The following is a 13,366-nucleotide window of genomic DNA, read 5'->3' as shown; positions in this document are numbered from 1 at the left end:
GCGAGGGCCTCCCATTTCGTGACTTCTTGCACGCCGCGCAAGAGTGTTCGGATGTCAGAACCGATAGTTCGACATGACCCCGAAATAGTTGCTCTTCCTGGCCCCTGCCTCCTCGAAGGCGGAGCCGGGGGCGAAGTAGGTTTCGTAAAGGCGGAAGCTCAGGCGCCGGGTGGCCTGCCACGACATTTCGAGGTTGAGCGCCGTGCCGACATAGCGGGTGCCGTCGTAAGGTGCGAACGAAGAGCCCGCCGGGCCGATGTAGACGCCGTCGGCCTTGCTCTGGCGCCAGAGGAAGTCCGGCCCGGCCATGACGGTCACGTTGTCCAGCGGCTTCAGGGTCAGCGAGGGGTAGAGGTCCATGAGGTTGGAGAAGTTGAAGAACGCCGCCTCGCTGAACAGCGGCAGGCGGGGGGCGGCGGCCACGAAAGTGCCGGCCTTGCCGTCGGTCAGGTCATGGTCGCCGCTGAAGGCATTGGCGCGCAGGCCCAGGCGGGGCTTCATCGGCAGGCCGGGCCAGGTATAGCCGGCTTCGAACAGCCCGCCCCAGGCGCGGATGTCCTGATCCGCGAACGTGCCGCGCTGGAGCGTCCCCTCAAGGTCGAAATCGAAGCGGGCGTTGCGTTTCCACAGGCGCGCGCCCCAGTTGGTGCGGTGGTCCGCGCCCGCGCCTTCGCGCAGCGTCGCGTTGTCGCGCGTCATCTCGTACCAGTAGACGTCGGTGCCGAAGCCCGCCACGCGGTTGGGCGCGCTGACGTAGATCCCGTGGAACGCCTTGGAGGAATCCGCCCCGTCATCGAGGGTGCCCGGCTTGATCTCGACCGGGCGGGTGGCGAAGGCGTCGACCGAGATCTTGCCCGGCAGGATATAGGTCGCGCGCACGCCCTGATAGGTGAAGCGCATGTTGAGCCCTTCGCGCACGCCCGCCAGCTTGCCGTTGCCCAGCGGCATCTCGAAGCGGCCGGGGCGCAGCGTGATCTTGCCGGCATCGCCCAGCGGCACGGTCACGTCCACGAAGGCCTGGTAGACGTCCAGCTTGTCGCGGTTGGGGCCGGTGGCGAAGCTTTCGCCATATTCGCGGTTGTCGCCCAGTTCGAGATAGGCGCGCAGGTTCGGGCCGAGGTGGAGGTCTCCGATCAGCCGCAACCGGCTCTGCACCGGGTTGTTGCTGTCGTTCGCCCTGAGGCCCAGCGCGGAATGGTGCCAGTCGGTATAGTAGACCCGCGCCTCCCCGCCGAGCGAGAGGTAGACGTCGTCATTGTCGCCCAGCGGGATGTGGCGGATCCTGTCCATGATCGGGGCGTCGGCGGCGGGGCGCTTCGACCAGTCCTCGGTCCAGCGGATCGCCTGCGGCACGCCGGGAGGGCCCTTGCGGCCGCCGGGGATCGCCTCGGCAGGCGCGCCTTGCGACTTTGCCGGGCGGATGCCGGGCGGCGCGGCGGAGGATTGCGGGCCGCCGGCGGCGTCCTTCGTGTCGTTGTCGGGCGCGACGGACTGCGCCGAGGCGGGCGTGACATGCACCAGGGCAAGCGCTGCGGTGGCGGCGAGCAGACCGGCGCGACCCGGAAGATTGCAAAACATTTTCAGACTCATCCTCATGCGGGGGGGCGAGGTCGCGGCGGGAATTCCCGCCGCGCCTCCCGTTTTCGGCCCGGTTTTTCCGTTCAGCCTGTTTTTGGGGGGCGCGGCCCGAAGTGCCGCACCCATGGCGCGATCAGGCGATCGCGTTTTCGCGGTAGCGCACCATGGCCAGCGCGATGCCGCCGACCAGCGTGCCGCAGGCCATCACGAAGGCCACCAGCGCCAGCGACGAACCGCCCGCGAACAGCAGTCCGGCGGTGATCGGGCCCAGCGCCGCGCCGGCGCGGCCGACGCCGATCACCAGGCCGGTGCCGCCCGCCCGCAGCGAGGCGGGGAAGGACTGTGCGATCACCGCGTAGAGACCCGCCGTTGCGGCATTGGTGAAGAAGCCGCCGATGCAGGCCATGATCGAAAGGCTGGCCAGCGTGGTGAAGCCCTGGCCGAACATCGTCACGGCCGCCGCGCCGCAGATCATCGCGCCGATCACCAGCGGGCGCACGCCGATCTTCTGGGTCAGCAGGCTGAGCACGATCGAGCCGCTGGCGCCGCCGACATTGGCCCAGACCAGCACGCCGCCGGCGGAGGCGGGCGGGAAGCCCATGTCGACCACGATCTTGGGAATCCACTTCACCAGGAAGTAGAAGGTCATCATGTGCGCGAAATAGGCGACGATCAGCAGCACGGTGACGCTGGCGATGCCGGGGGCGAAGAATTCGCCGAAGCTGAAGCGGCGGGGTTCCTCGTCGCGCGGGGGCAGTTCCGACAGCGCCGCGCGGCCCTGGCGCACCATCGTGCGGTTGATCTTCTCCAGCGCGCCGGCCGGGCGCTTGTGCAGCAGGAAGGCGATGGTTTCGGGCACCAGCCAGAGCACCAGCGGGATGAAGGCGGCGGTGATGATCGCGCCGAATTCGAAGACCGACTGCCAGCGCCCGGTGGTGCCGAGCAGGAAGGCCGCGATGGAGCCGCCGACGATGGCGCCCATCGGATAACCGCCGGCCATGATCGCCACCGAGAGGTTGCGGCGGCGTGCGTTCGAACATTCCGCGACGATGGCGTTGGTGGCCGCGAGCATTCCGCCGATGCCGAGCCCGGTGAACAGGCGGAAGGCGGAAAGCACGGTGAGGTTCTGCGCGGTGGAGGCCAGGAACATGCCGCTTGCCATGACCACGAGGCAGGCCAGGATGGTGGGACGGCGGCCGATGCGATCGGCCATGGCGCCCAGGATCAGCGCGCCGATGCCCATGCCGATCAGTTCCATCGACAGCACCAGGCCCAGCGCGGCCCGGTCTATGCCCCATTCCTTCGAGATGCCCGGCGCGGCGAAGCTGATCGACAGCACGTCGAAACCGTCCAGCGCATTGAGCGCGGTGGCCACGGCAATGGCGATGATCTGCCGGCGATGCATGGGCTCGCGGGCGATAAGTGCCCGCGGATCAGTGTTACTCATATCCTCTCGACCTGCTTTCCGTATTCGAAGTTCGGTGGTGTCGGTTGTGCCGGGGCTCTGTCGGCCGGCTTGTCGCCGGCTCGGTTGTTGGCGGGCTGGGCCGCGGGGTCTGGAACGGCACCCGCTTCGCACGGGCGCCGATCCGCGGCGGGCAGGAAGACGGCGCGGGAACGAAAGGCTTGTCGAAGGAGGGGCCGGGCTCGCGGTCAGGCGACCGGGGCGGGGGTATCCTCTCCAAAGGCATCGTCTCCGCGCAGTCCGGCCTTCGTTGATACGACTTGACCGCTGCGGATTGCCTATTTTTCCCGCAGCGCTTAACCGGAGTCCATGGTGGAATCTGAAAATCGGATGGACTTTTCGCCAAACTTATTGCCGAACGGTAACGAACGTGACGATCCCGGCGGTGCTGCGGTCCCGCGCTACATCCTGTATGGCGATGCCAGCGAACGGCCGGACTGGTTCGTCAATATCGAACCGCTGGACAAGCGCTGCCGCGAACGGGGCTGGCTGATAAAGCCGCATACGCACCCGCGCATGACCCAGGTCGTGTTCTGCGCGGCGGGCAGCGGCACCATGACGATCGAAGGCGATACCGCGCCTTTCGCACCGGGCTGCGTCATGGTCGTGCCGCCGCACCGCATCCACGGATTCCACTACGCCGAAGCCGCGAACGGTTGGGTGATCACGATCGAGACGCACTATCTCGATGACCTTCTCGTCCGAGCGCCGGAACTGCGGCGCGTGCTGAAGGAGCCGGGCGTCTTCGCGCTGTCGCAGGACGGCCTTGCCGAAGTTTCGCCGACGATGGAGCGCATGGCCCACGAACTCCAGAGCGCGCGCAAGGGCGGGGCAATCGGCGCGGAAATACAGCTCATGTCGGTACTGCTGCTGTTCCTGCGGCTATGGCCGTCGGACGACCGCGCCGCGCCCGTGCTCGGCAGCCGCGCCGATCTGGTCCGGCGCTTCCGCGAACTGGTGGAGCGCAGCTACCGCGCCCAGCCGCTCCTGCCCGATCTTGCCGGCGAACTCGGCGTCAGCGTTTCGCAGCTCAGGCTGGCGTGCAAGACGGTGGCGGGCATCTCCCCCATCGAGATCGTCCACGACCGCCTGCTGTCGGAAGCCAAGCGCTGCCTCAGCTACACCCCGATGAGCGTGACCGAGATTGCCGACTGGCTGGGCTTCAGCGACGTCGGTTATTTTTCGCGTTTCTTCACCAAACTGGCCTCGGTTCCGCCCACGGCGTTTCGCCGGCAGCACGGTGCCGCTTTCTGAGCCTTCGGTACCGTTCTGTACCCTCCAGGTGTCGTTCAGTCGTGCCCGAACGGCGCGCCCGCGGCCTATTCAGCCAATTTCTGGATCGATCTCTGCCGCATTCAAGATGGACTTGAAGCGGCCGCGACCCTAGCGCTTCAATCTAGCCGGGAAACGATTGCATAGCCGGCGGGAGAGGGGTCGCGTGAAGGAAATGCAGAGCATCGGCGTGCCCGGCGCAGGGGCGCCGGAAAAGGGCGAAAAGCCGACCTGGGTACGCCAGCGGATCATCGCGCTGATCTTCCTCATAACGACCATAAACTACGCGGATCGCTCGACTTTTTCGATAGCGGGCAGCGAGGCGTCGCGGGAGCTCGGGCTCGATGCGGTGCAGACCGGATTCATCCTTTCCGCCTTCGCCTGGGCTTATGTCGCGGCGCAGATTCCGGCGGGGCTGCTGCTCGACCGCTTCGGCACGCGGCGGGTCTACACGATCGCCATCGCCTCCTGGTCGCTGCTGACGATGCTCCAGGGCTTTGCGGGGCTTTTCGCACTCCACGTCTTCGCGATGCTCTTTGTCATGCGGCTGCTGGTGGGGGCGGCGGAAGCGCCGTCTTTCCCCGGAAATGCGCGGCTCGTGATCGCCTGGTTCCCCGGTAGCGAGCGCGGAACGGCCTCGGCGATCTTCAATTCCGCGCAGTATTTCTCGCTGGTCGCCTTTGCGCCGCTGATGGGCTGGCTGGTCCATTCCTTCGGCTGGCGCAGCGTGTTCTGGGTGATGGGCGCGATCGGCCTTGCCGGTGCGGCCACCTTCTGGCGCTACATCCGCAGTCCGATGCGGCATCCGGCGGTAAACCGCGCCGAACTCGACCTTATCGAGCAGGGCGGCGGCCTCATCCACATGGACGAAGGCGGCCGTGCTTCCCGCGCGCCGAGCCTTTCGGACATGCGCCGCCTGCTGGCCAACCGCATGCTCGCGGGTATCTATCTCGGCCAGTACTGCATCAACGTGCTGACCTATTTCTTCGTGACATGGTTCCCGATCTACCTCGTGCGAGAGCGGGGCATGAACATCATGGAAGCCGGTTTCGCCGCGGCGCTTCCGGCGCTCTGCGGCTTCGTCGGCGGACTGATCGGCGGCTATGTGTCGGACATGCTGCTGAAGCGGACCGGGTCGCTCGATATCGCGCGCAAGGTGCCCCTCACCGTGGGGATGGTCCTGGCGACCGCGATCATCGCCTGTGCCTTCGTGGAGGCGCAGTGGCTGGTCATCTCGTTGATGGCGCTGGCTTTCTTTGGAAAGGGCGTGGCATCGCTGGGTTGGGCGGTGATGTCCGACGTGGCCCCGCGCGAACAGTCGGGCGTGGCCAATGGACTGTTCAACATGTTCGGAAACATGGCCGGGATCGTGACCCCGATCGTGATCGGCTACATCGTTGCCACGACGGGCTCGTTCGACTGGGCCCTCGGGTTCGTCGGCCTGCACTGCCTGCTGACGATCGTCGCCTTCCTGGTCATCGCAGGACCGATCCGCCGGGTTACACTGGCGGATTGAGGGCGCGTCAGAGCAGCGTCTCGAAGCAGAGCTGGCGCATTACGTCGAGCGCCGGGTTCTCGTTCTCGCGGTGCCAGGCGAGCAGCAGTTCCGCAGGCGCCTCCGGCGTCGTGCGGATCGTGCGCAAGTGCACATCGGTCATGTGCAGGCTCTTGGCGGCTTCCGGCACGATGGCGGCGGCCAGGCCCGAGCGGACGAGGCCCAGCATCGAGTGAATCTGCGTGACATGCTGCACGTAGCTGGGCGTGACGGCGGCATCGGCGAACAGCTTCACCAGCATTTCGTGGAAATAGCCGGCGCCCTGGCGGCTGTACATGATGAGCGGCTTGTCGTCGAAGTCCGACAGGTCCAGCACGGCCTTGGCCTGGCGGGGATCGCCGGAGGGCAGCGCGGCCATCATCGGTTCGCGGTGGATCAGCACATGATCGAAGTCGGTGCGGTCGATCGGCGGGCGCACGAAGGCGAGGTCGATCAGGCCGGTGAGCAGGGCGTCGAGCTGTTCCGACGTCACCATTTCGCGCAGTTCGAGTTCGATGTTGGGCAGCTTGGCCAGCGCCTGCGCGACGATGCGCGGCAGCAGGTCATATCCTGAAGCGGCCGTGAAGCCGATCACCACGCGTCCGGCGTCGCCCTTGGCGATGCGCCGGGCGGCAAGTGCCGCGCCTTCGGCAAGGCGCAGGATACGGCGGGATTCGATGAGGAAGGCGCTGCCGGCAGGCGTGAGTTGCACCTGCCGGCTCGTCCTTTCGAGCAGGGTGACGCCGAGTATCCGCTCAAGCAGCTGGATCTGGCGGCTGAGCGGCGACTGGGTCATGTTCAGTCGCCGCGCGGCGCGGCCGAAATGAAGCTCTTCGGCCGCGGCAACGAAGCAGCGCAGTTGGCTGAGATCGAACATCGCCAACCGAGTAGGCCATCCCTTCGGCGCTGTCACCCTGTCAGGCCCTGGTGGTCCGGGCCTTATGCCCTGACGAGCGAGACGTCGGAAACGCGGGCGATCAGCGCGGCCAGTTCCTCGTGTTCGGCGGCGGTCAGGTCTGCCAGCGGGGTGCGGACCGGGCCCGCATCCCGGCCCACCGCGCGCATCCCGGCCTTGACGATCGAGACCGCGTAGCCGCGTCCGCGATTGCGCAGGGCGATATAGGGCAGGACGAAGGCGTTGAGCTGTTCGACGACGAAGGCCTGGTCGCCCGCGCGCACTGCTGCATAGAAGCGCAGCGCCCACTCTGGCAGGAAGTTGAAGATCGCCGAGGAATACGTCGTGACGCCCATGGCGAGATAGGGCGTGGCGAAGGTTTCGGCCGTGGGCAGGCCGCCGATGTAGGTCAGGCGGTCGCCCATGCGGGCCTGGATGCGCGCCATCAGCTCGATGTCGCCGACGCCGTCCTTGAAGCCGACAAGATTGGCGTTGCGTTCGCAAAGGCGCGCCAGCGTCTCGTCGTTCACGATGCCGTTGTCGCGGTTGTAGACGATCACGGCGAGACCGGTCGCACGGCAGACCGCTTCGATATGGGCGGCAAGGCCGTCCTGGTTCGAACCGATGAGATAGGGCGGCAGCAGCAGCAGGCCGTCGGCGCCGGCCTTCTCGGCCTTGCGGGCGATGTCGGTGGCGATCGCGGTGCCATATCCGCAGCCCGAGATCACCGGGATGCGACCTGCGGTTTCGGCCACGGCGGCGGCAACGACGGTGGCGACTTCATCGGGCGTGAGCGAGAAGAATTCGCCAGTGCCGCCCGCGGCGAACAGGCCGGCAAGGTCGTGTTCCAGCATCCAGCCGCAATGGTCGCGGTAGTCCGCTTCCACGAACCGGCCCTCGGCGTCGAAATGGGTGACGGGAAACGAAAGCAGGCCCGTTCCCAGCTTCGATCCGACTTCCACGGGGCTAAACATTATGAACTGACCTCTCCAAACAGATGCACCCTTCGTGCTTGCCGGGCGTTATTGCAGCGGTCGGAGTGGGTCCAACCCAATTAGGCAATCGATCAATGCCCTGCTTAGCTGGATCGACCCAGCGTAGTTCGGAAAATGACCCGAATTCCGCCAAATTTCGCATATTCTGCTATAAGGTCACGACACCGGTTACCGCCCGTCAGTGCCGAGTTTGCATGGATTGAGCCAGAATTGGCATTGGTATTTGCCCGACAAATCCCGCAATGAGCCGTCCTCCGCCGGGGATGGCGGTCGCAAATCAGGAACGGGCCGGACAACCGGCCGCCGCAGCGGGGGAGTGACGAATGGACCGCAGGAACTTCATTCTGGCAGCAGGCGCCGGTGCATCGCTGACGCTGGCCGGTGGGGCTCAGGCAGCCACGCGCCGCTCCGGTAATCGCGCAGCAGGCGCTTCGGGTCGCAAACCTTATCTCATGAAGCTCGGCTGCCAGAGCATGCCGTCGAGCGAGGCGCATTTCGCCGATTTCGCGCGCTTCGGCGTCACCAACATATGCGCCCGCGCCGCCGTTGCGGATGGGCGGCTCTACCCCACCGTGGACGAGCTTTCGCGCCTTCGCGAGATGGCCGAGCGCCACGGCCTCAGCCTCGACATGCTGGAGCCCGACCTGCTGGGCTCCACGCACATCGACCGCGAGAAGCACCCCGCGATCATGCTGGGCGACGGCGCGGCGCGCGACCGCGACATCGAGGCCTTCGCCACGACCCTGCGCAATTGCGCGGCGGCGGGTATTCCTGCGGTGAAGTACAACATGAGCCTGCTGGGCGTCCTGCGCACGGGCCCGGCCGAAGGGCGCGGCGGGTCGCACTATTTCGCCTGGGACCTTTCGAAAGCGAAGCCGGCCACGCCGCTCACCCGTGCAGGCGTGGTCGATGCCGACCTGTTCTGGGAACGCATCACCTATTTCCTCGACCGCATCGTGCCGGTTGCCAACGAGACGAAAGTGCGGATCGCCTGCCATCCGCAGGACCCGGGGACCCCGCCCGGCGGCTATCAGGGCATTACCAATGTGCTCGGCACCGTCGAGGGGCTTCAGCGGCTCGTCCAGATCAACGAGAGCCCATACCACGGGCTCAACTTCTGCCAGGGTTCGGTCTGCGAGAACCTGACGGACCCGGCCAACCAGATCTTCGACGTGATCCGCTGGTTCGGCAGCCGGAAGAAGATCTTCAACGTCCATTTCCGCAACATCCAGGGCCACCGCGACCGCTTCAACGAGAGCTTCCCGGACGAGGGCGACATCGACATGGTTCGCGCGCTCCAGACCTATGCGGAAGTCGGCTACGACGGCATGATAATGCCCGACCACGTTCCCGGCATGGACGATCCGCAAGTGGTGGACGGCAAGCCGGTCTGGACGCCGCGGGCCGAGAATTTCGCTTTTTGCTACGGCTACATTCGCGGGCTTCTGCAATCGGCGCAGCGGCTTACCTGATTTCGCAAGATCGACGCCCGGCGGGCGAAACAATCAAGATCCTTTGGAGGGGAGTTTTCACAAATGATGCAGCGGTTTACCGTCCTTGGCGGAGTGTCGGCGCTTGCCCTGTTCACGCATACGGCAGCCATGGCGCAGGACGCGTCGGCTTCCACCGATGAACAGCCTGCGATTTCGACCGAGGATATCGTCGTCACCGGCAGTCGTATTCCCCTGAGCGGCTTCAACCGCCCGACGCCGGTCACGGTAACGAGCGCGGAGCAGCTCAATGCGGCTGTTCCGACCACGCTGGGCGATGCGCTCAAGCAGCTTCCGGCGTTGTCGTCCTCGGCGGGGCCGCGCGGTGCGCAGACCTCCAGCGGGCAGGGCGGCGCTTATCTCAACTTGCGCAACCTCGGTACGACCCGCACGCTCACGCTGTTCGACGGCCGGCGCTTCATTCCCAGCGACGGCAGCGGCCAGGTGGACACCAACATGTTCCCGCAGGCGCTGGTTGAGCGCGTGGAAGTGGTAACCGGCGGCGCTTCGGCGGCCTATGGTTCTGACGCCGTGGGCGGCGTGGTGAACTTCATCATCAACAAGAAGTTTACCGGCCTCACCGGCAGCATCCAGGGCGGCGTCACCACTTACGGCGACAATGACGAGCAGAAGGTCGAACTGGCCTACGGCACCCGCTTCGCCGACGACCGCGCGCATTTCCTCATCAGCGGCGAATATTACCGCAACGCGGGCGTGGACGATCGCCTGGAACGCCCGTTCTCGCGCAAGAGCTGCCAGCCGATCTCGTTGCCGGCAGGGTCGGCCACCCGGCGCGACTTCGCCTGCGACGTTCGCGTGGCCAATGCCAATTTCGGCGGGCTCATCACCTCGGGGCCGCTCAAGGGCACGACCTTCGACGCGAACGGCAATCCGGTTGCGTTCAACTACGGCAGCAGCCTGACCGGTTCCACCATGATCGGCGGCGACGGCCCGCGCCCGCAGTTCGCACCCCTGATCGCAGGGCTGGAGAAGAAGGTCGTCTATTCGCGTCTCGCCTATGACGTGAGCGACAGCTTCACCGTCTTTGCGGAAGGCAACTACGGCAAGACCAAGAACGATTATCAGGTCGGTTCCTACTCCAACCAGCTTGGCACCACCGCGCTGACGCTGAGGCGCGAGAACGCCTATCTTCCGGCCGAACTGGCCGCGATGATGGACGACGCGGGCGTGACCACGCTCACCATGGGCCGCTACGATGGCGACCTGCCGCGCACCCGCGTCAAGGTGGCGAACGAGACCCTGCGCGGGGTGCTCGGTGCGGAAGGCAGCGTGCTGGGCGGCCTCAAGTGGAACGTCTATGCGGAGGCGGCGCGCAATACCCGCAACCTTGCGCTGCATCACGATCTCATCCAGGCGAATTACGTCAATGCCGCCGATGCCGTGGTCGATCCGTCCAGCGGCAGCATCGTCTGCCGTTCGACACTGGCCAATCCCGGCAACGGCTGCGTTCCCGTCAATGTCTTCGGCACCAATGCCGTGTCCGACGCGGCGCTGAACTACGTGACCGGCACCAATACCGCGGATCAGAAGTTCCACGAATTCGTCACCGCTGCCTCCATCGCGGGTTCGCCCTTCGCGCTCTGGGCCGGTGACGTGGGCTTCGCGGCCGGCGTCGAATATCGCCGCCAGAGCTTCAACCAGGTCGTCGATCCGCTGTCGGAAGCCTATAACCCGATCACCAATGCCGAGGGCGCCTACCGTGTCGGCAATGCCAAGGCGCAGAGCGGCAAGTACAACGTCAAGGAAGCCTTCCTCGAACTCGACCTGCCGTTGCTCAAGGACCTGCCGCTGATCCAGTCGCTGGACTTCAACGGCGCGGTGCGCCGCACCGATTACAGCACCAGCGGCGCGGTGACGACGTGGAAGGCCGGCCTGACCTGGCAACTCTACGACGACCTGCGCCTGCGCGCCACGCGTTCGCGCGATATCCGGGCGCCCAGCCTCTACGAACTGTTCCAGCGCGGCACCACCAGCTATCAGCCGCAGGTCTACGATCCGTTCACCAACACGACCGCCACCAATGTGCGCTCGGTCGTGCGGGGCAACCCGGATCTTCGCCCGGAAGTGGCCAATACGCTCACGTTCGGCGGCGTCTATTCGCCGTCGTTCCTGCCGGGCTTCAACCTCTCGGTGGACTATTACGACATCAAGATCCGTGACGCGATCGCCTCGCTTTCGTATCAGCAGGAGATCGACGATTGCTATAACGGCAGCGCTTCGGCCTGCGCGCTCATCAGCCGCGATGCGAACGGCGTGTTGACGCAGATCGATATCGTGACCCAGAACCTCGCCTCGTTCGATACGCGCGGCATCGATTTCGAAGCCAGCTACCGTTCGAACCTGCCCTGGCTCTCGGGCGACGCCGTGCTCTCGACCCGCCTTCTGGGCAACTACATCGACAAGTACGAGCAGAGCTCGCCGGGCGTTGCCGCGATCGACCGTGCCGGCCAGATCGGCACCGCGCCGCATTGGCGCCTGACGGGACAGGCCGACCTGCACCTGGGCCCGGTCTCATTCTTCAACCAGGCCCGCTTCATCGGCGGGGGTGCCTATGACAAGGGAACGGCGGCCGAGGACCTGCCGCAGCGCCACTTTGCCGGGCAAGTGCTGTTCGATACCCGCATCGGCTACAAGCTGCCGGTCGGCGGCGACTGGGAGGCCTATCTCAGCGTCACCAACGTCTTCAACAAGCTGATTAATCCCTATGTGTCGAACGGACCCTCGGGTATTTCCGATTTCGATGCGATCGGACGTACGTTCCGTGTCGGCGTGCGGTTCACGCTCTGACGGTCGAATGAAGGGGACGGGATGATGAATGCGACGCTTTTCCGAGGCGTGCTGGTTGGCGCGCTGGCCGGGCTCTTGTTCGGTTTCGACACGGCGGTCATCGCCGGCACCACGGAAGGCATCCGCACCGCCTTCGGCCTCGACGCCACCGGCGTCGGGGTCACCGTCTCCAGCGCGCTCTGGGGCACGCTGGCGGGCGCTCTGCTGGCGGGCATCCCGGGAGACCGTTACGGCGCGCGTTCCTCGCTGACGGTGATCGCGCTGCTCTATCTTGTGTCGGGCATCGGCTGCCTCCTGGCGATGAACTGGCCTATGCTCCTTGTCATGCGCGTGCTGGCAGGCTTCGCGGTGGGGGCATCTTCGGTGCTGGCGCCGGTTTACATTGCCGAGATCGCACCCGCGGAACGGCGCGGCATGATGGTGGGGGCGTTCCAGCTCAATGTCGTGCTGGGCATTCTCGTCGCTTATCTGAGCAACTACTTCGTATCCAGCCTCCAGCTTGGCGCTCTGGACTGGCACGTCAAGTTCGGCGTCACCGCGGTTCCGGCGGTGGTGCTGCTGGTGATGATGCGCACCATTCCCGACAGCCCGCGCTGGCTCTTCGCCAAGGGGCGGGAGGCAGAAGCCGCCGCCGTGCTAAGCAAGCTGGGCAATGCCGACGTTTCTGGCGAGATGGCCTCCTGGCGCCGTGCCGAAAGCCAGACGCACGCCCCGCGCCTCAGCTGGGTGCGTCACCACCGGCCGATCCTCCTGGCCATTGCGATCGCCGCGTTCAACCAGCTCTCCGGTATCAACGCGATCCTCTACTACCTCAACGACATCTTCGCCGCCGCCGGGTTTACGGGGGTTTCGGCAGACCGCCAGGCCATCGTCATCGGTGCCTGCAACCTGGTGTTCACCGCACTTGCCCTGACCGTGATCGACCGGATCGGCCGCAAGACGTTGCTGCTGATCGGTTCCGTCGGCCTGACGGCAGCGCTGGCGGGTGTTGCCCTGATCTTCGGCAGCGGCACGCATCAGGGCTGGCTGCTTTACCTCCTCATCGGCTTCATCGCCTTCTTCGCCTTCTCGCAAGGCGCGGTGATCTGGGTCTATATCAGCGAGATATTCCCCACCGACGTGCGCGCACGCGGGCAGAGCCTCGGTTCCTCGGTCCACTGGTTCATGGACGCGATCATCGCTTTCGGCTTCCCGCTCGCCGCCGCCCATGCCCGCGCCCTGCCGTTCTGGCTGTTCGCGGTGATGATGGCGCTTCAGTTCGTGGTCGTGCTGGCCTTCTTCCCGGAGACCAAGCGCCGCTCGCTCGAAGCCATCGGCGAGGCCATGTAA

At 65.8% G+C, this 13,366-nt stretch carries 9 protein-coding genes; 5 read left to right on the top strand and 4 right to left on the bottom strand.

The window, feature by feature from the left end:
- Positions 1–54: 54 nt before the first annotated feature.
- Positions 55–1,578 carry an alginate export family protein gene (locus ACXJ16_RS23435; protein WP_463922306.1) on the bottom strand — a complete coding sequence of 508 codons (1,524 nt, stop codon included), beginning with the start codon at positions 1,576–1,578 and terminating at the stop codon, positions 55–57.
- Positions 1,579–1,711: 133 nt separating this feature from the next.
- A complete protein-coding gene (locus tag ACXJ16_RS23430) occupies positions 1,712–3,025 on the bottom strand; it encodes an MFS transporter (protein WP_132469667.1) in 1,314 nt (437 codons plus the stop codon).
- Positions 3,026–3,352: 327 nt separating this feature from the next.
- Between ACXJ16_RS23430 and ACXJ16_RS23425 the strand changes: the two genes are divergently transcribed.
- On the top strand, positions 3,353–4,297 hold the full coding sequence (locus ACXJ16_RS23425; protein ID WP_082370403.1) for a helix-turn-helix domain-containing protein: 945 nt from the start codon (positions 3,353–3,355) through the stop codon (positions 4,295–4,297).
- A gap of 193 nt (positions 4,298–4,490) precedes the next feature.
- Positions 4,491–5,831, top strand: a complete 1,341-nt coding sequence (locus ACXJ16_RS23420) for an MFS transporter (RefSeq protein WP_054438680.1) — start codon at positions 4,491–4,493, stop codon at positions 5,829–5,831.
- 7 nt (positions 5,832–5,838) lie between these two features.
- Here ACXJ16_RS23420 and ACXJ16_RS23415 read toward each other — a convergent pair whose 3' ends face one another.
- Together ACXJ16_RS23415 and kdgD are read right to left on the bottom strand one after the other, a co-directional pair.
- On the bottom strand, positions 5,839–6,726 hold the full coding sequence (locus tag ACXJ16_RS23415; RefSeq protein ID WP_054438617.1) for a LysR family transcriptional regulator: 888 nt from the start codon (positions 6,724–6,726) through the stop codon (positions 5,839–5,841).
- 62 nt (positions 6,727–6,788) lie between these two features.
- Entirely contained in the window at positions 6,789–7,718 is a 930-nt protein-coding gene (kdgD, locus tag ACXJ16_RS23410; RefSeq protein ID WP_185999084.1) for a 5-dehydro-4-deoxyglucarate dehydratase, read from the bottom strand.
- A gap of 344 nt (positions 7,719–8,062) precedes the next feature.
- On the opposite strand from kdgD, the gene ACXJ16_RS23405 reads away from it, so the two are divergent.
- The 3 genes from ACXJ16_RS23405 (at position 8,063) to ACXJ16_RS23395 (ending at position 13,366) form a co-directional block, all read left to right on the top strand.
- Positions 8,063–9,211, top strand: a complete 1,149-nt coding sequence (locus tag ACXJ16_RS23405; RefSeq protein ID WP_132469665.1) for a mannonate dehydratase — start codon at positions 8,063–8,065, stop codon at positions 9,209–9,211.
- Positions 9,212–9,274: 63 nt separating this feature from the next.
- Complete coding sequence (locus tag ACXJ16_RS23400; RefSeq protein WP_463922304.1) at positions 9,275–12,037, top strand: TonB-dependent receptor plug domain-containing protein; 2,763 nt, start codon at positions 9,275–9,277, stop codon at positions 12,035–12,037.
- Positions 12,038–12,061: 24 nt separating this feature from the next.
- Positions 12,062–13,366 carry a sugar porter family MFS transporter gene (locus ACXJ16_RS23395; RefSeq protein WP_454797952.1) on the top strand — a complete coding sequence of 435 codons (1,305 nt, stop codon included), beginning with the start codon at positions 12,062–12,064 and terminating at the stop codon, positions 13,364–13,366.

The organism is Novosphingobium sp. TK71 (genome assembly GCF_055361505.1).
The sequence above is the reverse complement of the archived record's forward strand: the minus strand, read 5'-3'. Positions and strand labels throughout refer to the sequence as shown.